The organism is Arthrobacter sp. 05N425 (assembly GCF_056397125.1).
In genome coordinates this window covers 78,946-100,248 of the sequence record NZ_JBFTMU010000008.1, presented here as the reverse complement: position 1 = coordinate 100,248, position 21,303 = coordinate 78,946, and the positions used below count along the sequence as shown (strand labels likewise).

Annotated in this window: 21 protein-coding genes; 6 read left to right on the top strand and 15 right to left on the bottom strand. The window is 68.9% G+C overall.

The features are described from left to right. Positions 1–4: 4 nt before the first annotated feature. Positions 5–736, top strand: coding sequence for a VIT1/CCC1 transporter family protein (locus tag AC1DGE_RS12445; protein WP_441419355.1), 732 nt, complete (start codon positions 5–7; stop codon positions 734–736). 22 nt (positions 737–758) lie between these two features. Further along, positions 759–1,841, top strand: coding sequence for an aminoglycoside phosphotransferase family protein (locus AC1DGE_RS12440; RefSeq protein ID WP_476917541.1), 1,083 nt, complete (start codon positions 759–761; stop codon positions 1,839–1,841). Here AC1DGE_RS12440 and AC1DGE_RS12435 read toward each other — a convergent pair. The 12 genes from AC1DGE_RS12435 to AC1DGE_RS12380 all read right to left on the bottom strand — a co-directional run bounded on the left by AC1DGE_RS12435 (position 1,838) and on the right by AC1DGE_RS12380 (position 15,210). Then, complete coding sequence (locus tag AC1DGE_RS12435; protein ID WP_476917540.1) at positions 1,838–3,232, bottom strand: pyridoxal phosphate-dependent decarboxylase family protein; 1,395 nt, start codon at positions 3,230–3,232, stop codon at positions 1,838–1,840. The genes AC1DGE_RS12440 and AC1DGE_RS12435 overlap by 4 nt on opposite strands. A gap of 72 nt (positions 3,233–3,304) precedes the next feature. Next, positions 3,305–4,099: a sulfite exporter TauE/SafE family protein gene (locus AC1DGE_RS12430; protein ID WP_476909699.1), complete on the bottom strand. Its 795-nt coding sequence runs from the start codon at positions 4,097–4,099 to the stop codon at positions 3,305–3,307. Positions 4,100–4,120: 21 nt separating this feature from the next. Continuing rightward, on the bottom strand, positions 4,121–5,932 hold the full coding sequence (locus AC1DGE_RS12425) for a proline--tRNA ligase (protein WP_476917539.1): 1,812 nt from the start codon (positions 5,930–5,932) through the stop codon (positions 4,121–4,123). A 375-nt stretch (positions 5,933–6,307) separates the two neighbouring features. After that, a complete protein-coding gene (locus AC1DGE_RS12420) occupies positions 6,308–7,219 on the bottom strand; it encodes a GNAT family N-acetyltransferase (protein ID WP_476917538.1) in 912 nt (303 codons plus the stop codon). After that, on the bottom strand, positions 7,182–8,348 hold the full coding sequence (gene ispG, locus AC1DGE_RS12415) for a flavodoxin-dependent (E)-4-hydroxy-3-methylbut-2-enyl-diphosphate synthase (protein WP_138769799.1): 1,167 nt from the start codon (positions 8,346–8,348) through the stop codon (positions 7,182–7,184). Before ispG ends, AC1DGE_RS12420 begins: the two co-directional genes overlap by 38 nt. A 62-nt stretch (positions 8,349–8,410) precedes the next feature. Continuing rightward, entirely contained in the window at positions 8,411–8,704 is a 294-nt protein-coding gene (locus AC1DGE_RS12410; protein WP_476917537.1) for a YciI family protein, read from the bottom strand. A gap of 128 nt (positions 8,705–8,832) precedes the next feature. Further along, positions 8,833–9,357 (bottom strand): hypothetical protein, encoded by a 525-nt coding sequence (locus AC1DGE_RS12405; RefSeq protein ID WP_476917536.1) that lies wholly within the window; start codon positions 9,355–9,357, stop codon positions 8,833–8,835. Next, positions 9,354–10,079, bottom strand: coding sequence for a MarR family transcriptional regulator (locus AC1DGE_RS12400; RefSeq protein ID WP_476917535.1), 726 nt, complete (start codon positions 10,077–10,079; stop codon positions 9,354–9,356). The genes AC1DGE_RS12405 and AC1DGE_RS12400 overlap by 4 nt, the downstream gene beginning before the upstream one ends. Before the next feature lie 180 nt (positions 10,080–10,259). Further along, on the bottom strand, positions 10,260–11,591 hold the full coding sequence (locus AC1DGE_RS12395; RefSeq protein WP_476917534.1) for a M50 family metallopeptidase: 1,332 nt from the start codon (positions 11,589–11,591) through the stop codon (positions 10,260–10,262). Positions 11,592–11,631: 40 nt separating this feature from the next. Beyond that, positions 11,632–12,816, bottom strand: coding sequence for a 1-deoxy-D-xylulose-5-phosphate reductoisomerase (gene dxr / locus AC1DGE_RS12390; RefSeq protein WP_476917533.1), 1,185 nt, complete (start codon positions 12,814–12,816; stop codon positions 11,632–11,634). A 103-nt stretch (positions 12,817–12,919) separates the two neighbouring features. Beyond that, positions 12,920–13,606 (bottom strand): response regulator, encoded by a 687-nt coding sequence (locus AC1DGE_RS12385; RefSeq protein ID WP_441419344.1) that lies wholly within the window; start codon positions 13,604–13,606, stop codon positions 12,920–12,922. Then, positions 13,603–15,210: a sensor histidine kinase gene (locus AC1DGE_RS12380; RefSeq protein ID WP_441419343.1), complete on the bottom strand. Its 1,608-nt coding sequence runs from the start codon at positions 15,208–15,210 to the stop codon at positions 13,603–13,605. The genes AC1DGE_RS12385 and AC1DGE_RS12380 overlap by 4 nt, the downstream gene beginning before the upstream one ends. A gap of 294 nt (positions 15,211–15,504) precedes the next feature. Between AC1DGE_RS12380 and AC1DGE_RS12375 the strand changes: the two genes are divergently transcribed. The 4 genes from AC1DGE_RS12375 to AC1DGE_RS12360 are packed head-to-tail and all read left to right on the top strand — an operon-like array spanning position 15,505 to position 19,048. Continuing rightward, positions 15,505–16,515, top strand: a complete 1,011-nt coding sequence (locus AC1DGE_RS12375) for a Bug family tripartite tricarboxylate transporter substrate binding protein (RefSeq protein WP_441419342.1) — start codon at positions 15,505–15,507, stop codon at positions 16,513–16,515. Continuing rightward, a complete protein-coding gene (locus AC1DGE_RS12370; protein ID WP_441419341.1) occupies positions 16,512–17,015 on the top strand; it encodes a tripartite tricarboxylate transporter TctB family protein in 504 nt (167 codons plus the stop codon). The genes AC1DGE_RS12375 and AC1DGE_RS12370 overlap by 4 nt, the downstream gene beginning before the upstream one ends. After that, positions 17,016–18,650 (top strand): tripartite tricarboxylate transporter permease, encoded by a 1,635-nt coding sequence (locus tag AC1DGE_RS12365; protein WP_476917532.1) that lies wholly within the window; start codon positions 17,016–17,018, stop codon positions 18,648–18,650. It abuts the gene before it with no gap. Next, positions 18,647–19,048, top strand: a complete 402-nt coding sequence (locus tag AC1DGE_RS12360; RefSeq protein ID WP_476917531.1) for a universal stress protein — start codon at positions 18,647–18,649, stop codon at positions 19,046–19,048. The genes AC1DGE_RS12365 and AC1DGE_RS12360 overlap by 4 nt, the downstream gene beginning before the upstream one ends. Positions 19,049–19,131: 83 nt before the next feature. Here AC1DGE_RS12360 and AC1DGE_RS12355 read toward each other — a convergent pair whose 3' ends face one another. The 3 genes from AC1DGE_RS12355 to AC1DGE_RS12345 are packed head-to-tail and all read right to left on the bottom strand — an operon-like array spanning position 19,132 to position 21,301. Further along, the gene (locus AC1DGE_RS12355) at positions 19,132–19,968 is read right to left on the bottom strand and encodes an HpcH/HpaI aldolase/citrate lyase family protein (RefSeq protein ID WP_476917530.1); all 837 of its coding nucleotides are present in this window, start codon (positions 19,966–19,968) and stop codon (positions 19,132–19,134) included. Beyond that, positions 19,965–20,543: a MaoC family dehydratase gene (locus AC1DGE_RS12350; protein ID WP_476917529.1), complete on the bottom strand. Its 579-nt coding sequence runs from the start codon at positions 20,541–20,543 to the stop codon at positions 19,965–19,967. Before AC1DGE_RS12350 ends, AC1DGE_RS12355 begins: the two co-directional genes overlap by 4 nt. Further along, positions 20,540–21,301 (bottom strand): CoA transferase subunit B, encoded by a 762-nt coding sequence (locus AC1DGE_RS12345; RefSeq protein ID WP_476893539.1) that lies wholly within the window; start codon positions 21,299–21,301, stop codon positions 20,540–20,542. Before AC1DGE_RS12345 ends, AC1DGE_RS12350 begins: the two co-directional genes overlap by 4 nt. Positions 21,302–21,303: the final 2 nt, after the last annotated feature.

The window sequence follows — 21,303 nt, the reverse complement described above, 5'->3', positions numbered from 1 at the left end:
AGGCATGGAAACCAGCGGAGCAGCAGCACTTCATGACAACGAGCCCCACCACAACGACATCGCGCACCGGCTCAACTGGCTCCGGGCCGGGGTTCTAGGCGCCAACGACGGCATCGTCTCGGTCGCTGCGGTCGTCGTCGGCGTCGCCGGTGTGACCACGGATTCGGGGCCGATCCTCATCGCCGGCTCCGCGGCGCTCGTGGGCGGCGCCATCTCCATGGCCCTGGGCGAGTACGTCTCGGTCAGTAGCCAGAAGGACAGCCAGCAGGCGCTGGTCGAGAAGGAACGCCGCGAGCTGGCCGAACAGCCCGAGGAGGAACTGGCGGAGCTGGCCGCCATCTACCAGGGCAAGGGACTCAGCCCGGAAACCGCCCGAACGGTGGCCACCGAGCTGACCGCGCACGATGCCCTGGCCGCGCACCTGTCGGCCGAGCTGCACATTGACGAGACGGACATCGTCAGTCCTTGGCACGCGGCCTTCGCCTCCGCCGTCGCCTTCCTGGTCGGCGCCATCCTGCCGATGCTGGCCATCCTGCTGCCGCCGGAAAACATCCGTGTCCCGCTGACCTTCGCGGCCGTGCTCGTGGCCCTCGCGGCGACCGGAGCCATGGGTGCCTGGATTGGCGGCGGCTCGAAGATGAAGGCAGCCGTCCGGGTGGTAATCGGCGGTGCCGCGGCACTGGCGGCGACCTTCCTGATCGGCAGCTGGCTGGGCGCCAGCGGCATCACTGCCTAGGCCAGCCACTACGCTGGAGGCGATGAGAACGCCAGCAGCCGTCCCGATCCCGCCCGGCCTCACCGGCCGCTACGGCAACAGTGCCGAGGGCCGGTCCTGGCTGGCGTCACTCCCCCGGCTGATCGGACGCTGCCTGGAACAATGGCAGCTCGAGCCTGACCTCGCCTCCGGCGTGCTGCCCTGGCACGGCCACGGCGCCGTCGTGGTCCCGGTGCGCCGCCGCCCTGATAACGGCGGGACTGGGCCCCAGCGGGCCGGCTCAGCGGCGGTCCTGAAACTTGCCTATCCGCACGAGGAAGCACTGGTCGAACGCCACGCCTTGGCGCTGTGGGGCGGCCGGGGCGCCGTCCTGGCCCTTGCATCCGACCCCGACGCCGGCGCGCTGCTACTTGAGCAGCTCGACGCCGGGCGCTCGCTGCAGGACGTTCCGCTGGATGCCGCCGCGGACGTCTGGGGCGGCATCGTCCACCAGCTGAGCCTGCCGCCGGACGGCCGGCCGGAGTGGCGCGAGTTCGACCATGTGGCGGCCCGCGCCGAGCAATGGAGCGACGACCTCCCGGAGAGCTGGGAACAGCTGGGCCGGCCCTTCCCCCGCTGGCTGTTGGAGGCCGCCCTGGAGGTCTGCCAGACCCGCGGCGCCGTCGGCCGTCGCTCCGGCACCGACGTGCTGGTGCACACGGATCTGCACTTCCTGAACATCCTCGCCGTGCCGGGTGCCCCGGCGGCGCCCGGGGACTTCAAACCCGGGGACTTCAAGGCGATCGACCCGCAGCCCATGATCGGCGAAGCGGAGTTCGCGGTGGCCCCGCTGCTCTGGAACCGTCTGGCCGAGCTGCCCCGGTCCGGCGCCGGCGAAGCCTTGCTGCAGCGTTGCCTGGACTTCAGCTCCGCCGCCGGCCTCGACGGCGAGACCGCCCGGCAATGGGCCCTGGCCCGCGAGGTGGACATCGCCTTGTGGTACGCGGCCAAACGGAACCACGACGGCGACCTGGCCCGCTCGCTCTGGGTCGCCAGCACCCTCGCCGGGAACACCCTCGAGGGCCTGCCCGGGCCGCAGGAGCTGCCGGCGCCCGGGGACGCCATCCACCAGCCGGGCCAGCCCTAGCGGTGCCCCCGGACCGCTGCCACAGCGTCCCGCACGGCGTCGACGGCGGCTGCCACGTCGTCGTCGTCCGTGCTCCAGTTGCTCACCGAAATCCGCAGGATGTCCCGGTCCTGCCAGCGTGAGCCGGACATCCAGACCCGGCCCTCGGCAATGATCCGGGCCGTCACGGCGCGCGTGCTCGCGTCGTCGCCGAAGGCCAGCGAGACCTGGGTGTAGCCGACGTCATTGAGCACCTCGACTCCGTCCAGCCCGGCGAGTCGTTCGGCGAGCTGCGCGGCGCGCTGGGCCAGCCTGCGGACCTGCTCTGCCACCCCGGTGCGCCCGAGCGATTTCAGCGCCGCCCACACTGGGACGCCGCGGGCCCGTCGGGAGAGCTCCGGGACGGTTTCCAGCGGATCCCCCGCCCCGTCCCCGGCTTGGATCAGGTAGCTCGTGTGCACTCCCAGCGACGAGCGGAGAGCCGTGCGGTCCCGGACCACGACGATGCCGCAGTCGTAGGGGACGTTGAGGGTCTTGTGCGCGTCGGTAGCCCAGGAATCGGCCAGCCCCATGCCCGCCGTCAGGCCGGCGAGTTCGGGCACGGCGGCGGCCCAGAGCCCGAAGGCGCCATCCACGTGGACCCAGGCGCCGTGCTCCTTCGCCACCCTGACCGCCTCGGCAAACGGGTCGAAGGCTCCGGAGTGAAGGTTCCCTGCCTGCAGGCAGACGAGGGCCGGACCGGCGCCCTCGGCGAGTTGGCGTTCCAGTTCGGCCGGGATGATCCGTCCCTGCCGGTCCGACGGAACCGGGGTGGGCGTCCCGAGCCCGAGGTAGCGCAGCGCCAGGTCCACGGAGTCGTGCCGTTCCCGGCCCACCAGGCAGCGGATCCTGGGGGCGCCGAAGAGCCCGTCCCGTTCAAGGTCCCAGCCCGCGTCGGTCATCAGCCGCCAGCGGGCCGCGGCGAGCCCGGCGAAATTCGCCATGGTCGCTCCGGTGGTGAAGCCGACGTCGGACTCCGCCGGAAGTCCGAGCAGTCCGACGAGCCAGTTCCCGGCGGCTTCCTCGATCGCGGACACCGCTGGCGCGGCATAGCGCAGTAMGGCGTTCTGGTCCCAGGCGCTGACCAGCCAGTCGGCCGCCAGCGCGGCCGGAAGCGTGCCGCCGATGACCCAGCCGAAGAAGCGGCCGGAGGGCATGGCCATCAGGCCGGGTTCCGCCCTGGCCGCAAGGTACTCCACCACTTCGGCGGCGGGGGTTCCTGTCTCCGGCAGCGGGCCGCCGAACTCGGCCGCCAGTTCCGCTGCAGTGGCGCTGGGCGCCACCTTGCGGCTGGACTGGCTGTCCAGCCATTCGTGGGCGTGGCGCACGGCGGCTTCCAGGGCAGCGCGGTAGGGGTCCGGACCGTCAGGCATAGCTGCATGCTACGCCTGGCCGCGCCGGTCCGGGAGGGCTTGGAGGTGCCGGCGCCGGAGGGCCGTGGTCCTTCAGGCGAAGGCGTCTTGCCAGACGTCGGAGCCGAGCTTGAGGATCAGCGCGCCCACCACTACGAGGAAGACGATCCGGATGAACTTGCTGCCCCGGCTGACGGCGGTCCGGGCGCCGAGGTAGCCGCCGGCCATGTTCGCTGCGCCCAGGACCAGCCCGAGCCCCCACAGCAGCGAACCGTGCGGCAGGAAGAACATCAGCGCGCCGGCGTTGGTGGCCATGTTGACGATCTTGGCCTTGGCGCTGGCCTCCAGGAAGGCGTAGCCCATCGCGGAGACCAGCGCGATGATCAGGAAGGAACCGGTGCCCGGGCCGATCATGCCGTCGTAGAAGCCGATTACGGCGCCGATCAGGCAGGCCACGACATAGTGCCGGTGGCCGTCGTGCCGCAGCTTGGTCAGCTCGCCCACGTTGGGACGGAAGGCGGTGAACAGGGCGACGGCGACCAGCGCCGCCACAATGATCGGCTTGAACACGCTGGCCGGCAGGGTCGCCGCCAGCACCGCCCCGCCGAAGCTGCCGGCCAGGGCGATCACCGCCATCGGCACCGCGGTGCGCAGGTCCGGCCGCACGCGCCGGTAGAAGGTGACGGCGCTCGTGGTGGTGCCGAAGATGGAACCCATCTTGTTCGTCGCCAGTGCCTGCACCGGGCTGATCCCGGGGATCAGCAGCATGACCGGGAGCTGGATCAGCCCGCCGCCGCCCACCACCGCGTCGACCCAGCCGGCGGCGAAACCGGCCACCACCACCAGGATGAGCGTGCCGAGCTGGATCGACTCAAGTCCGGAAACCATTCCCTGCAACGCCGGGGCGGGTCAGTTGTTGCGGACGGCGTTGACCACGTAATCAACGGCCTTGTCAACGGTTACGTTCTCGGCGTTGCCACTGCGGCGGTCCTTGATCTCCACGACGCCGTCCACCAGCCCGCGCCCGACGGCGAGGATGGTGGGGACGCCCACGAGTTCGGCGTCGCCGAACTTGACGCCCGGGGACACCTTGGGGCGGTCGTCGTAGATGACCTCGAGGCCGGCGGCCTCCAGGTCGAGGGCCAGCTGCTCGGCGGCCGCGAAGATCTCCTCGCCGCGGCCCACCGCGACGACGTGGACGTCGGCCGGAGCGACGGCGCGCGGCCAGACCAGTCCCTTGTCATCGTGGTTGGATTCGGCCAGCGCGGCCACCGCGCGGGTGACGCCGACGCCGTATGAGCCCATGGTCACGACGACCTGCTTGCCGTTCTGGTCCAGGACCTTCAGGTCCAGGGCCTCGGCGTACTTGCGGCCTAGCTGGAAGATGTGTCCCATCTCGATGCCGCGGGCGGTTTCCAGCGGGCCGGAACCGTCGGGGGCTTCGTCGCCGGCGCGCACCTCGGTGCACTCGATTACGCCGTCCCAGCCGAAGTCGCGGCCGGCGACCAGGCCGAAGACATGCTTGCCGGCCTCGTTGGCGCCGGTGACCCAGGCGGTCCCGCGGACCACGCGGGGATCAACGAGGTAGAGGAGCTTTGAGGCAGCTTCGGCACCGAGCAGCGGCGCGTCCAGGGACAGGCCGGGGCCGATGTAGCCCTTGACCAGTAGGGCCTGCTTCTTGAGGTCTTCCTCGTTGGCTGCCTCGAGCGTGATCTCGCCGCCGATGGGCAGGAAGGCGCCGATGTTCGCTTCGACGCGCTTGAGGTCCACGCCGCGGTCGCCCGGCACGCCGATCACGACGAGCTGGCGTTCCCCGGTGGGCAGGGTCACGGCGAGGACCACGTTCTTGAGCGTGTCCGCGGCGGTCCAGGCGCCGCCGTCGGCCTCGCTGCGGGGAGCCAGGGCGTTGGCGGCGTCGACGAGCGTTTCGATCGTCGGCGTGTCCGGGGTGTCGCGGACCTCCGCGGCCGGGGCGTTGGAAAAGTCGATGTCCGCGGGGACAACGGTGGTGACGGCTTCGACGTTGGCTGCGTAGCCGCCGGCGGAGCGCACGAAGGTGTCCTCGCCGATCTCGGTGGGGTGCAGGAATTCCTCGCTCTTGGACCCGCCCATGGCGCCGGCCGTGGCCGTGACCGGGATGACCTCAAGGCCGAGGCGTTCGAAGATCTTCAGGTAGGCGCCGCGGTGCGCCGCGTAGCTGGCGTCCAGGCCGGCGTTGTCGACGTCGAAGGAGTAGGAGTCCTTCATGATGAATTCGCGGCCGCGCAGCAGGCCGGCCCGGGGACGGGCCTCGTCGCGGTACTTGTTCTGGATCTGGTAGATGCTCAGCGGCAGGTCCTTGTACGAGGAGTACAGGTCCTTGACCAGCAGGGTGAACATTTCCTCGTGCGTGGGGGCCAGCAGGTAGTCATTGCCCTTGCGGTCCTTGAGCCGGAAGATGCCCTCGCCGTACTCGGTCCAGCGGTTCGTCGCCTCGTAGGGCTCCTTCGGCAGCAGCGCGGGGAAATGCACTTCCTGCGCGCCGATGGCGGTCATTTCCTCACGGATGATCTGCTCCACCCGGCGCAGCACACTCAGCCCCAGCGGCAGCCAGGTGTAGATGCCCGGGGCCGCGCGGCGGATGTAGCCGGCCCGGACCAACAGCCGATGGCTGGCCACTTCGGCGTCGGCGGGGTCTTCACGCAGGGTGCGCAGGAACAGCTTTGAGAGTCGAAGGACCACTGGGAGGTATCCGTTTCTGAGGAAGTGCGGGTGGACTGGGTAGGTACGAAAATGTCCAGAGACTAATCTACCGCCAAGCCGGGGCCCGGTTCCCTTCCGGAAATGGAAGAGCCACGCCATGACACGGAAGCCCCTGGCCGTTTCCGGCTGGTCATCCTGTGATGGCGTGGCCCCTGCGACCCCAGTGCCGCTAAGTCCAAGGCTGCCGGGTTGACTGATGCTGCCCTGCCGGGTGGCACCCGCAGCCCACGGTTGGTTTCCCCCTGAGACCGCACGCGCCTGCACGGCGCGGCTAGCTAGAACCTATGTGATCCAAGTCGCTAAAACAAGAGTCTGCAACCAGATTTCTGTCATAAATGGCTGTCACGAACGTGTCTAGAAGAGCACGGTCGCAAAAGTTCCCACCTGGTGGAAACCCACCCGCTCATAGCTGGCGCGGGCACGGGTGTTGAAGTCGTTGACGTACAGGCTCGTGACAGGCGCCAGGGTCTGGGCCAGGACCACGACGGCGGCCATGTAGCCGGCGCTCAGGCCCAGCCCGCGGGAGGCCGGGTTCATCCAGACGCCCTGCACCTGTGTGACCTCCGGTGTCACCGCACCGAGTTCGGCCTTGAACACCACGTCGCCGTCCGGACCCAGATGGACCAGCGAGTGGCCGGCCCGGATCAGGCCCTTGACCCGGCGGCTGTAGTACTCTCGGCCGCCCAGGTAAGGCGAATAGCCCACTTCCTCCTCGAACATGGCCGCGCAGGCGGGCAGGATCCGGTCGAAGTCGGCGAGGTGGCCGAAGCCAAGCGCAGGGTTGGGCTCGACGGCCGGCGGCCCGGCGATGGTCAGGAGTGGCTGCTCGCTGCGGATTTCCTGGGCGGAATGGCCCAACTGCTCCAACGCGGCATGGAGCGCCAGGACCGCCTCGGCGGGGCCGAAGATGGAGGCGTAGCGGCGGCCTGCGCGGTGCGCCGCGGCTGCCACCGGGCCGGCCAGCTCCGGATCCAGCTGCACCGGCACCAGATTGGCGCCGGCCCAGCAGGCGCCGACCAGGGCGCCGCCGTCGAACACGCCGAAAATGCTGGCGCCGCCGGCGGTGGGCGACGCCGTCCCGGCGGTCTCGAGGTGGGACAGGATGAAGACGTTGGCGACGGCGTCCTGCCGGGCCAGGTCCAGCAGGGCACGGGTGTCCGCGCCCGCCAGGACCCTGACGGTGAGGCCGGCGGTGAGGCCGGCGGCGGCGCCGGTTGCGGCGCCGTCCCTACGAGACGCTAACCACGGGGCTACCCTGGACAGCATCTTCGCCATCGGACTCCCCCATCTCTTCAGCGAGACGCATGGCCTCTTCGATCAGTGTTTCAACAATCTGGTCTTCGGGAACAGTCTTGATGACTTCGCCCTTCACGAAGATCTGGCCCTTGCCGTTGCCGGAGGCGACGCCGAGGTCCGCTTCCCGGGCCTCGCCGGGACCGTTCACCACGCAGCCCATGACGGCGACGCGCAGCGGGACTTCCATGCCTTCCAGTCCGGCCGTGACCTGCTCGGCCAGCGTGTAGACGTCCACCTGGGCACGTCCGCAAGAGGGGCAGGAAACAATCTCGAGCTTGCGCGGGCGCAGGTTCAGGGACTGCAGGATCTGGTTGCCCACCTTGATTTCCTCCACCGGCGGTGCGGAAAGGGAAACCCGGATGGTGTCGCCGATCCCGCGGGAGAGCAGGGCGCCGAAGGCGGTGGCGGACTTGATGGTGCCCTGGAAGGCCGGGCCCGCCTCGGTCACGCCGAGGTGCAGCGGCCAGTCGCCCTTTTCCGCCAGCATTTCGTAGGCGGCCACCATGATCACGGGGTCGTTGTGCTTGACCGAGATCTTGAAGTCGTGGAAGCCGTGCTCTTCGAACAGCGAGGCTTCCCAGACGGCGGATTCGACGAGGGCTTCGGGGGTGGCCTTGCCGTATTTCTTCAGGATGCCCGGCTCCAGCGACCCGGCGTTGACGCCGATCCGGATCGAGGTGCCGTGGTCCTTGGCCGCGCGGGCGATTTCCTTGACCTGGTCGTCGAACTTGCGGATGTTGCCCGGGTTCACGCGGACGGCCGCGCAGCCGGCCTCAATCGCGGCGAACACGTACTTCGGCTGGAAGTGGATGTCCGCGATCACCGGAATCTGCGACTTCCTGGCAATGATCGGCAGGGCCTCGGCGTCGTCGGCGGACGGGCAGGCCACCCGGACAATGTCACAGCCTGAGGCCGTGAGTTCGGCGATCTGCTGCAGGGTGGCGTTGATGTCCGTGGTCGGAGTCGTCGTCATCGACTGCACGCTGATCGGCGAGTCGGAGCCGACGCCGACCGAGCCCACCTTGATCTGGCGGGTCTTCCGGCGCGGGGCAAGTACGGGGGGCGGTGCCGACGGCATTCCCAGGCTGACCGAGGTCACGTGGACTCCTCTGTGAATCGAATTCTAGGTCGATGGATCGATGGCGGGATTGGCGGTGTGGGCTAGGCCGCAGGGCCGGCCAACAGGCCGGTCAGCGGAGCCCAAGCCATCGTACGGGTGCCGGAGATAGCGCTGGCACTGGCGAAGGGGTCCTGCTTGAGCAGCTCATTCAGGGCCTCTTCGTCCGCGGCCTTGAAGATGAGCAGGGCGCCGGCGCCGTCCGAGTAGGGGCCGCTGGCCAGGATGGTGCCCTCCTGCGCAAGTGCGGCGGTCCATTCGCGGTGCGCGGGACGGGCAGCGTCCCGGGCTTCGGCGGATTCGGCATCGTAAACGTACTCAACAGCAAAAACAGTCATACAGCTACCCTATCGCCCTGCCCGCCCGGTTCCCATCCGCCCGGGCCCGTTCGCATTGTCGGGGATGTCCAACGCCGGCCCGGCTTCCGTTTGCGCCGCCTGGCGCCGTTTCCGCCGGGACGGGCGTCTCAGCCGAGGAAAAGCACCTTGGCGAGGGCCGCGACTCCGGCCGCCCACAGCAGCGAGGTGAGGGTGCCGATGATGAACCGTTCCGCGGCCACCGGCGTTTCCTTCAGCTCCGCGAAGCGTCCGAGGCCCTTGATCGCCACGACGTAGGCGATCGCGACGGGCTGGCCGGTCAGGATGGCCAGGCAGACCGCCAACCGTTCGAGCACGCCGATGATCGCGCCGCCGCGCAGGATGCGGGTGCCGGCTCCCGGAACCGCGGGCGCCGGTCCGGTGCCGTCCGCAGCAGCCTCCGGGGTGGCGCCGTCCTCCGCGGGCAGGGACGGCGCCGCAGCAGGCCGGGTGATCTCGCCGTCGACCGTTCCGTCCGCGTCGGGACTGTCAGGGGTACGGGAACCGCCGGCGGCGTCGGCCCGGCTGTCCGAGCGGTCATCAATGGTCCGGGCGAGCCGGAACACCAAGGCGGTGACCGGCCAGCCGGCGAACCCGGCAATCAGCAGGGCCAGCGTGATCCAGAGGGTGTTCACCGGTCTCCTTCGCTAGGGGCTTGGCGGGCGGCGTTCCGGCCGGCGTCGTTGTCCGGCCCGGCGGTCAGGCCGTTGGCCAGGGCCAGCAGCATTTCCGCAGCAGGCCTCGCCGCCCATTCTTCCTGCCAACCGGAACGAAGCAGCGCGCGGCTCACCGATTGTTCCGTGATTCCGAGTTGCCTGGCCGCGATCTTCTGGGTCCCGTGGGCGCCGGCGAGTCCCTGCCGGACGCCGCGCAGCACGTCGACCACCTTCCACTGCGCGGCGGTGCGGTCCTGGACCAGGCGCCCGATCAGCCGCAGCACGGCCTCCGCGTTGGCGCACTCACGGGCGCCTGGCGAATCGTCCGCCGGGCCGGCGCCACTCCTCCGCCKTCGGCCGCCGGAGACGACGGCGAGCGGGACGTGGGAGGAGGCGGACTTGGCCCGTTCCACCGCGAGGCGGGCCGCGACAAAGGCCGGCCCCGAGCCTTCCCGCGGGCTCGCGGGCAGCGGGAGGTCCACGGACCCGACGCCGATGCCCACATACCAGCGCCCGCTGCGGAGCGCGTGCAGGGCAATCTCCACGACCTGGCCGGGGCGTTCCAGCACGCCCTGGACCTCGTCGCCGACGGAGCGCTCGAAGCGTGCGCCGGGGCAAAGCTGCACAAGTTCGGCCAGGAGCCCCGGGACGCGGTCGACGTCGGTGCTGCTGCCGCGCTGATCGATGGTCATCACGTACATAGCCCAACCCTAGGCGGCTGATCCTAATGTATCAACCGTTTAGGACTGATTATTCAAAATCAGCCGAAATAAGCTGAGGATAGCTAAACAGTCCCCCACGGTTAAGTGGTTACCGGTTGGGGCGGCCGGAGCCCGCGGCGGCCGGTGCCCGCGGTGCCCGGCCGGCAGGACGTTGCCGGCCTAGCCGAAGAGGTTGACCGGCTTGACGATGTCCGCGTAGATCAACAGCGCGCCCATGCCCATCAGCAGCGCGGCCACAACGTAGGTCACCGGCAGCAGCTTGGCGATGTCGAACGCACCGGGGTCCGGCCGGCCCAGCAGCCGGGCAATCTGGCGGCGGGCCCCCTCGTACAGCGCCCCGGCAACATGGCCGCCGTCGAGCGGCAACAGCGGGACAAGGTTGAACACGGCCAGCGCGAAGTTAAGCCCGGCGAGCAGCCCAACCAGGGCGGCCAGCCGGCTCTGCAGCGGAACCTGTTCCATGGCGGCGACCTCGCCCGCCACGCGGCCCACCCCGACGACGCTGATGGGACCGTTGGGGTCGCGGGGCTCCTCGCTGAAGGCGGCCTGCGCCACGCCGGCCACGCGGGCCGGGAGGTTCACGACGACGCCGGCGATCTGCTTGATGTTCTCGCCGGCCAGCGGCAGCACGGCCGACGCCGGCTGCTGCACGAGCGCGGTCTGGGCGCCGATGCCAAGGAAGCCGACGTCCTGGTAGCGGAGCTTGCCGTCGGCGTCCTTGGCTTGCCGGCCGTCCGCCCCGACGACCGGCCGCGAGGACAGCACCGGAGTGACAGTGGTGGCGACCGGAGCGCCGTCGCGCTCCACCGTGATGCCGACCTGCTTGCCCGCCGAAGCGCGGATCCAGCCGGTGAGCTCCTCCCAGCTGGTGACCGCCCTGCCGTCGAAGGAGGTGATGCGGTCCCCCGGCTTGAGGCCCGCGGCGGCGGCGGGAGTGGGCTTGCAGTCGGCCGAGTTCGGATCCACGGTCTCGCCGGCCTTTACCTGGCATTTGGAGACGTCGGCGATGGTGGTGGTGGACGCGGACACGCCGAAGCCCATAAGCAGCACGGCGGTCAGCGCCACGCCGATCAGCAGGTTCATCGCGGGGCCGCCGAGCATGATGATGATCTTTTTCCAGACCGGGAGCCGGTAGAAGACCCGGTTCCCGTCGTCCGGACCGATTTCCTCGTGCGCCAGGGAACGCGCGTCGGCGGCGAGGGACTGGAACATACCGGTGCTGGAGGGCCGGACGCTGCCGTCGGCCTCGTTCGGAGGGTACATGCCGATCATGGAAACGAAGCCGCCGAGCGGGATCGCCTTGAAGCCGTACTCGGTCTCGCCCCGGCGCTTGGACCAGATGGTGGGTCCGAAGCCGATCATGTACTTCGTGACCCGCACCTTGAAGAGCTTGGCCGGGACCAGGTGCCCCACCTCGTGCAGGGCGATGGACACGGCGACGCCGATCACGACGAAGACGACGCCGAGGATAAAGAGGACAACGGGACTCATGCTGGGCTTTGCTACTTCCTGGGCACTGGTGGGCTACTTCTTAGGCACTTCCCACGGACAAACGCTCGAGCGTCCGCGCACGTGCCCACTGTTCAGCATCCAGCACGGATTCGACCGTCAGCCCCGAGGATCCTGAATGCTCACTGAGGACGGCTTCGATGGTATCGACAATATCGGTGAAGCGGATCCGGCCTGCGTGGAAGGCCGTCACGGCTTCCTCGTTGGCGGCGTTGAAGACCGCCGGGAAGGTGCTGCCCCGCCCGGCGGCGTCCTTGGCCAGGCCGACGGCGGGGAACGCCCGGGTGTCCAGCGGCTCGAAGGTCCAGCTGGTGGCCTTGCTCCAGTCGCACGGCTGCGCGGCGCCGGCCACCCGGTCCGGCCAGCCCAGGCCCAGGGCGATGGGCAGCCGCATGTCCGGCGGCGAGGCCTGGGCGATGGTGGAACCGTCCACGAACTGGACCATCGAGTGCACCACCGACTGCGGGTGGACCACGACGTCGATCCGCTCCAGCGGGATGTCGAAGAGAAGGTGGGCCTCGATGACTTCCAGGCCCTTGTTGACCAGGCTCGCGGAGTTGGTGGTGACCATCAGGCCCATGTCCCAGGTGGGGTGCGCGAGGGCATCCCGGGGGGTGACGTCCTGCAGCTGCTCCCGCGTCATGCCGCGGAACGGGCCGCCCGAGGCCGTCAACACCAGCCGGTCCACCTCGGCGGCCGTGCCGGAACGCAGGCACTGGGCAATCGCCGAGTGCTCGGAATCGACCGGGACGATCTGGCCTTCGCGGGCGGCCGCCTTGACCAGGGCTCCGCCCACGATCAGGGATTCCTTGTTCGCCAGCGCCAGCGTGGCGCCGGATTTGAGCGCGGCCAGCGTGGGGGCGAGCCCGATCGAGCCGGTGATGCCGTTGAGCACGACGTCGGCGGGGATTTCCGCGATCCGGGTGGAGGCGGCGGGGCCGGTGATGATCTCCGGACGGTAGCCGGTGACGCCGGCCGCGCGGGCGGCGTCGTCGATCAGCTGTTGAAGCGCCACCGCGTCCCCGCTGGCGATGCCGACGGCCCGGGCCCGGGTGTGCACGGCCTGCCGGGCGAGGAGGTCGGGGTTGCCGCCGCCGGCGCTGAGGGCCACGATCTCGAAGAGGTGCGGGGCGCCGTCGACGACGTCGATGGCCTGGGTGCCGATGGACCCCGTGGATCCGAGGAGGACGATTGTGCGCGGCTGCATGGCTTAAGTATCCCGCACCGCGCGAAGTGGCAGGTCACGGCAGTGTTTGCGAGGAACACTGCCGTGATCTGTCAGCTCGGCGATTACACGGACACCGGCGGCGTCACGCCGGCTTCAGCTCGTAGCGTCGTTCGGGACGGCCCGCGCCGTACTTGAGGCGGACGCCCACCCTCGCCTCGTCGTGCAGGTACTCCAGGTAGCGGCGGGCGCTGACGCGGGACGTGCCCAGCAGGTCCGCGACTTCGGCCGCCGAGAGATCCGCCTCGGCCGCCTGAAGCACGTCGACCACCCGCCGCAGGGTCTCGGCGCTGCACCCCTTGGGGAGGCGGATTTCCGTCCGCTCCCCGCGCTCGGTGCGCTCCAGCCCGAAGACGCGGTTCACGTCCGCTTGTTCGGCCACGTCCTTGGCCTGGTCCAGCCCCTGGTAGGCGTTGCGATAGTGCTCCAGCCGCTCCTGCAGGTCCGACTGCGAAAACGGCTTGATCAGGTAATGCACGATCCCGCCCCGCAGTGCCCGGCGGACGGTCTCGACCTCGCGGGCCGCGCTGATCACCAGCACGTCCAGTTCCGGCGCCGTCTCCCGCAGCCTGGTCATCAGGTCCAGCCCATTGATGTCGGGGAGGTGAATGTCGAGGAGGACCAGGTCAGGCTGCAGCCGGGCGGTTTCCGCGAGCGCCTGGGCTCCGGTGTGCGCCAGGCCCACGACGGCGAAGCCGGGTGTGCGCTGAATGAATCCGGAATGGACTTTTGCCACCATGAAGTCGTCGTCGACGATGAGGACATTGATCACAGCCTGCCCACCTTTCCTTTCCCCGGCGCCCGCTTGGCCGGCGTCCTTTTCAGCCGGGCCGTAAAGACTGCCCCGCCGTCGTTAGCCACTGTGAGGCTTCCGCCGCTGCGCCGGCAGACCACGCGCGAGAGCGCCAGGCCAAAGCCCCGGCCGCCGTCGGGACCGGGTTGCTTGGTGCTGAACCCCTGGCGGAAGATCTCATCGGCCGCCGCGCCGTCAATGCCCGGGCCGGTGTCCCTCACGGTCACGACAACTTCGCCGTGGCTGTCCTCGACAAGGACCCGAACGGAGGCCTCCGTTGCCCCCGTGACGGCGTCGAGTGCGTTGTCCACGAGGTTTCCGGCGACGGTGGTCAGGTCCCGGGAAAGTTCGTCCCCCACCCGCGACAGTGACGACGCGGGGTCCAGCTGCAGCAGCACTCCGCGCTCCACGGCGAGGCTCGACTTGGCGATGAGCAGAGCGGCGAGCGCCGGGTCCTGGATGCGGCTGGTCACGTCGTCGCTGAGCCGCGTCCGCTCCACGGTGACGCCGTTGACGAACTGCACCACGGAGTCGTACTCGCCAATCTGGATCAGTCCCGAAATGACGTGCAGCTGGTTTGCGAACTCGTGGGCCTGCGCCCTGAGGGTGTCCGTGGCCGTACGCGTTGCACCGAGCTCGCGTTCCAGTGACGAGAGCTCCGTCCGGTCACGCAAGGTAGCGACGGAACCCATAACCCGGCCCTTCGAACGAATGGGCACCCGGTTCAGCACCACGAGTCGTTCCCCCACCAAAACCATCTGGTCCTGGCCCGGCTGTTCGCCGGTCATCACTTCCTTGAGCGCCGGTTCAACCGGGAGCCCGGCCAGGTCCTTGCCCACGCAGTCCGGCGGCAGGCCCAGCAGCGCCCGGGCACTGTCGTTCGCCACGGTAATCCGTCCGCGGAGGTCCAGTGCCACCACTCCCTCCTTGAGCCCGAACAGCATCGCCTCGCGGTTCTCCACCAGGCCGGAGATTTCGCTCGGCTCCATGCCGAGGGTCTGCCGCTTCACCCTGCGGGACAGCAACAAGGAGCCGGCGACGCCGAGCACGCTGGCGACGCCCAGGTAAGTGAGCAGGTTGGGGATGGCGTCGCCCAGCCGTTCCCACGCGGAAGGGTAGTTCCGGCCGATCGAGGCAATGCCGATCATGGTGCCGGAATCGTCCAGGACGGGAACGTGGGCTGAGAGCAGGACGGTGCCCGTTCCTCCCACCACACCGGTCCAGGCCCGTCCCTCCATGACGCGGCTCTCCCCTAGTTGCAGCGAGCGGCCCAGCAAGGACGGGTCTGAGGAGGCCACAACCGTGCGGTCCAGCTTGGCGAGCGCGACCTGCGATGACCCGGAAACCGTCCGGACGGATTCCGCGACCGACGGCAGGGCCGAGCCTTTTGCCGGCTCTGCCGCGGGAAGCAACGCCCGGACGGCGGGATTGCTGCCCAGCGCTTCGGCGGCGGACAACGCCCGGCGGCCCTCGATACGCTCGAAGGCAGCAGCAGACTGCGCCAGCGAAATAGCGACGACGCCCACCAACACGGCCATGACAATAAGCAACTGCAGAACCAGATACTGTCCTGCCAGGGACATTCCTCTTCGTCGAGTCACGAACTGTCTTTCCTCAGGGTGCTTGCCACGCCGCGGGGAGCGCGGGAACGGCGCGTCTGTGCATCACAATCCGCGGCGGTGCCGTGAACTATACCCCACCCAACGGTGCCGCTTCCGCTCCGCTGCGGGCCATGTGAAGTGCCGGAAACGTGAACGAAATGAACTTAACTTTCTCTGCGTACACAAGAGTGGCCCCCGTCACGTCGGCCCCTAACATCAAACCACCGGCCAGTCCGCTGGCCGATTATTGACTAACCAAATTTGAGAAGAGGAAACATGCGCCAAATCCGCGCATTGCGAATTGCCGCCGTCGCTGCCGGCATCGCGCTGATGGCCACCGGCTGCGGTGCCACCGGCAAGAGCTCCACCGGTACGGCCAGCTCCGGAGCCGCTGCGGGGCCCATCACGGGCCTGCAGATCCTAGTGCCCAACACCCCGGGCGGAGGGTACGACACCACGGCCCGCGCCGCCGCGAAGGTCCTCGACGACGAGAAGATCGCCAGCAACACGGAGGTCTTCAACCTCGCCGGCGCCGGCGGTACGGTGGGCCTGGCCCGCGTGGTCAACGAGAAGGGCAACGGCGACCTCGCCATGCTGATGGGCCTCGGCGTCGTCGGCGCGAGCTACACCAACAAGTCCGGGTCGAAGCTTACGGACACCACTCCGCTGGCCCGACTCATCGAAGAGCCGGGCGCGATCATGGTCGCCAAGGACTCCCCGTATAAGACCATCAAGGACCTGGTGGCCGCGTGGAAGGCCAATCCCGGATCGATCAGCGTAGGCGGCGGCTCCTCCCCCGGCGGACCCGACCACCTTCTCCCCATGCAGCTGGCCGGTGCCGTCGGCATCGACGCGACCAAGGTCAACTTCGTTTCCTACGACGGCGGCGGCGATCTCCTTCCGGCCATCCTCGGCAACAAGCTCGGCTTCGCCGCCTCCGGTGCCGGTGAGTACCTGAAGCAGATCGAGTCCGGCGAAGTCCGCGTGCTGGCGACCAGCGGGGAGAAGCGACTCGACGGCGTCGACGCCCCCACGCTCAAGGAATCCGGCATCGACCTGGTCTTCAGCAACTGGCGCGGTGTTGTTGCCCCTCCTGGCATCAGCGACGCCGACAAGGCTTCCCTGATTGCTGCCCTGGAGAAAATGCACGGCACCGCTTCGTGGAAGGAGGCCCTCAAGTCGCACAGCTGGTCCGACGCCTTCCTCACCGGTGACGACTTCAAGTCCTTCCTGACCGAGCAGGACAAGCGCGTGGCCGATGTCTTGACGAAGCTTGGACTGGCGTGACGTCTTTGACTTCCAGGCTCAAAGGCCGCTCCGAGCTGGGGGTCGCCCTCCTGCTCGGGGCGGCCGGCGGGGTGGTCCTATGGGACGCCGTCGGCCTGGTAACCCCGTACTCCAAATCGGACCCGGTCGGCCCGAAAACGGTCCCCTACATCGTGGCCGGCCTGCTGATTGTGTGCGCAGTGATGCTGGCCATCAACGTCCTGCGGGGCGGACATGGCGAGACTGAAGGCGGCGAAGACGTCGACCTGTCCCATCCGGCCGACTGGAAGACCGTGCTTCCCCTCGCGGGCGCGTTCATCGCCAACGTCCTGATCATTGATTGGGCCGGCTGGGTCATTTCCGGAACCGTTCTCTTTTGGGGCAGCGTCTGGGCCCTCGGCAGCCGGCACTACGTCCGCGACGGGCTGATCTCCGTTGCCCTGTCCCTGCTCACCTTCTATGGCTTCTACCTCGGCCTCGGAATTTCGCTGCCCGCCGGGCTGCTGGAAGGGATCCTCTAAATGGACGTCTTTAGTTCCTTGATGGACGGCTTCGCCACCGCCCTGACCCCCATGAATTTCCTCTACGCCGTGATCGGCGTGGTCCTTGGCACCGCCGTCGGCGTCCTGCCGGGACTGGGCCCGGCGATGACCGTGGCGCTGCTGCTGCCCGTCACGTACGTGCTGGAGCCCACCAGCGCCTTCATCATGTTCGCCGGCATCTACTACGGCGGCATGTACGGCGGATCCACCACCTCGATCCTGCTCAACACCCCCGGTGAGTCCTCGTCCGTGGTCACGGCCATTGAAGGCAACAAGATGGCCAAGGCCGGGCGGGCGGCCCAGGCGCTGGCCACCGCGGCCATCGGTTCCTTCGTGGCCGGGACAATCGGCACCGCCCTCCTCGCGGTCTGCGCACCCATTGTGGTTAAATTCGCCGTCAGCCTCGGATCGCCGAGCTACTTCGCCATCATGGTCCTGGCGCTCCTGGCCGTCACCGCAGTGCTCGGCTCCTCCCGCCTCCGCGGTTTCGCCTCGCTGGGCCTGGGCCTGGCGATTGGGCTGGTCGGAATGGACTCGGTCACAGGGCAGGCTCGCCTCACGTTCGGCCAGCCGCTGCTCAGTGACGGGCTCGACATCGTGGTGGTAGCCGTGGCCATCTTCGCCGTGGGCGAAGCCCTGTGGGTGGCCGCCCACCTTCGCCGGACCCCGCTCCACATCATCCCGGTGGGGCAGCCCTGGATGGGCAAAGAAGACTGGAAGCGGTCCTGGAAGCCCTGGCTGCGGGGAACCGTGCTCGGCTTCCCGTTTGGCGCGCTGCCCGCCGGGGGCGCGGAGATCCCGACCTTCCTGTCCTACGTCACGGAAAAGCGGCTCACCAAGCACCCCGAGGAGTTCGGCAAGGGCGCCATCGAGGGTGTCGCCGGACCGGAAGCCGCCAACAACGCGGCGGCGGCCGGCACCCTGACCCCGATGCTGGCGCTGGGGCTGCCGACCAACGCCACCGCCGCCGTGATGCTGGCGGCCTTCACCTCGTACGGCATCCAGCCGGGGCCGCAGCTGTTCGAGAGCGAAGGACCGCTGGTGTGGGCCCTTATTGCCAGCCTCTTCATCGGAAACTTCCTGCTGTTGGTCATCAACCTGCCGCTGGCACCGCTCTGGGCAAAACTCCTGCAACTGCCGCGACCCTACCTCTACGCCGGGATCCTGTTCTTCGCCACCCTGGGCGCCTACTCCGTGAACCTGCAGGCGTTCGACCTGGTGATCCTGCTGGTGCTCGGCGCGCTCGGGTTCATGATGCGCCGGTTCGGCCTGCCGGTCCTGCCGCTCATCCTCGGAGTGATCCTGGGCCCCCGGGTCGAAGGCCAGCTGCGCAAGACACTGCAGCTCAGCGCCGGGGACCCGGCCGGTCTGTGGAGCGAGCCGATCGCCGTCGGCATCTACGTCGTCGTGGCGATCATCCTGGCGTGGCCGTTGCTGCTGAAGGCCTGGCGCAGGTCGCGGCCACAGGCGGAGCCGGCGTTTGCCGGCATGCACGCCACGCCGGAGGCTGACCCTGACCGGACAGACGCCGGTGGCGCGAACGCCCAGCCCTTCGATGACCGCGATCTGGACACCACCACGAACACAGCAGCAGGACGACAGGAGCGACCATGAGCATCATCGTTGGCTACCTTCCCACTCTGGAGGGAACGGCGGCACTCGAAGCAGCCATCAGCCAGGCCCGCAAGGATGCGAAACTCCTGGTGGTGATCAATTCCTCACGGGGCGACGCCCTCGTGGACAAGCGCTACGCCGAGGATGAGGAGATCGTCGGGATCGAGGAACGGCTGAAGAACGAGGGCATCGAGCACCTCGTCCAGCAGCCGGTCCGTGGAAACGACGCAGCCACCGAGGTCCTGCAGGCAGCAGAACAGCACCGGGCGGACCTGATCGTCATCGGCCTTCGGCGGCGCACCCCGGTGGGGAAACTCATCATGGGGAGCACGGCCCAGCAGATCCTCCTCGAGGCAGGCTGCCCGGTGCTTGCCGTAAAGGCCGGCCACCAGCCCTGACCGGGCCCTAAGCCCGAGATGACACTTCGCGGCAATGCCTGGGTGCAGCATTGCCGCGAAGTGTCATCTCGCGAGGGCAGTTGTCACGGGCGTCCGGCGCGGCGGAGCGTGGCTTCGGCGTGCTTGAGGATGGGACCGTCGATCATCTTGCCCTGGTACTGGAACACGCCCGTTCCGGCGGCAGCAGCGGCGCGGAGCAGTTCGGTGGCCGCGGCGACGTCGGATTCGGACGGGGCGTAGGCGTCCCGGACGATGGCCACCTGGTTCGGGTGGATGCAGGCCTTGGAGCCGAAGCCGGACGCGACGGCGTCGCGGGCCTCGGCTCCGAGGCCGTCGAGGTCGGGAATGTTGACGTAGACGGAGTCGATCGCTTCCTTGCCGAACGCGCGGGCGGCCAGCAGCACGGTGGAGCGGGCGTGCAACGCAACGGCGCGGTAGCCGCCGTCGTCGCTCCGGCTGGAGGTGCCGCCAAGTGAGGCGAGCAGGTCCTCGGCGCCCCACATCAGGCCCACCACGTTGGGTTCCGCGGCGATAGCGGCGGCGTTGACGATGCCGGCGGCCGTCTCGCACAAGGCGATCACGCTGTAGCCCTCGAGCTCTTTGAGCTGGGCGGCGCTTTCGGCCTTGGCAAGCATCACGTGCCGGTAGGGGGTGTGCTTGAGGCAGTGCAGGTCTTTTTCAAACTCCTCCGTACCGGCCGGGTTGAGCCGGATGATTGTGCGGCTGGGATCCAGTTCGGGGACGTCCCCGGCGGAGCCGAGCTGGGCGAGAATGGCGCCGCGGGCGCGCTGCTTGTCCGCCGGCGCGACGGCGTCCTCGAGGTCCACGATGACGGCATCGGAGCGCTCGGCGGCCTTTTGGTAGCGCTCGGGTCGGTCGGCGGGGCAAAACAGCAGGGCGGGGCCCATCAGGAAGCTCATGCTTCGATTGTCCCCTTTTCGGCTGCGTCTTTCTGCCCCGGTGCCTGCTGCGCGGGTTCCTGCTGCGAGGCGTGCGCCTCCCGCGTCCACATCAGGCAACTGCGGGTCGCTTGGGCCACCACGACGCCGTCCTGGTTCCGGCCGGTGTGCTGCATGGTCACGATGCCCTGGCCTGGCCGGGACGAGGAGAGCCGCTTGCCGGTGACCACGGTCTCCGTGTAGAGCGTGTCCCCGTGGTACAGCGGGTGCGGGAAGGACACGTCCGTCAGTCCCAGCTGCGCGATGATGGTTCCTTGGGTCAGTTGCGGGACGGACTGCCCTACCAGGGTGGCGAGGGTGAACATCGAGTTCATCAGCCGCTGGCCGAACGGCTGTCCGGCGCTCCAGGCGGCGTCGAGGTGCAGCGCCTGGGTGTTCATGGTCATGGTGGTGAACAGGACGTTGTCCGTCTCCGTCACGGTCCGGCCGGGCCGGTGCGCGTAGAGCACGCCCTCTTCAAGTTCGTCGAAGTAGAGGCCGCGCTGTTCAATCACCCGGCGGCCGGTTCCGGGCCCGGGCGCTGCATTCGTTGTCATACGGTGAGTTCCTGGTCTTCCTCGAAGAGTTCGGCGCCGGTGGCCGCGGCCACGTCCTCCGCGGTGACGTCGGGCGCCAGCTCGCGCAGCACCAGCCGGGACTTGCCGCCTTCGGTCACGACGTCGATCACGGCAAGGTCGGTGATGATCCGGTCGACGCAGCCCTTGCCGGTCAGCGGCAGGGTGCACCGTTCCACGATCTTCGGGTTGCCGTTGCGGTCCACGTGCTCCATCATCACGATGACCTTCTTGGCGCCGAAGACCAGGTCCATCGCCCCGCCCATGCCCTTGACCATCTTGCCGGGGATCATCCAGTTGGCGAGGTCCCCGTTCTGCGCCACTTCCATGGCGCCGAGCACCGCCACGTCGACGTGGCCGCCGCGGATCATGCCGAAGGATGCGGCCGAGTCGAAGAACGCGGCGCCCTTGTTGACGGTGACCGTTTCCTTGCCCGCGTTGATCAGGTCCGGGTCCACCTGGTCCTCGGCCGGGTAGGGCCCGACGCCGAGGATCCCGTTCTCCGAGTGCAGCACCACCTCGACGCCGGCCGGAATGTAGTTGGGGATCAGCGTGGGCATCCCGATGCCGAGGTTGACGTACTGGCCGTTGTGCAGCTCCTGGGCCACCCGGGCGGCCAGTTCGTTGCGCGTCCAGCCCTTGCCTTGCACACCGGCGGGGTGTTCGACGGCGGAGCGCCGGTATTCGTGCCGGACCGCTTCGGGCCTGGGCGGCGCGCCCTGCGCGTTGTTCGTCTCCACGG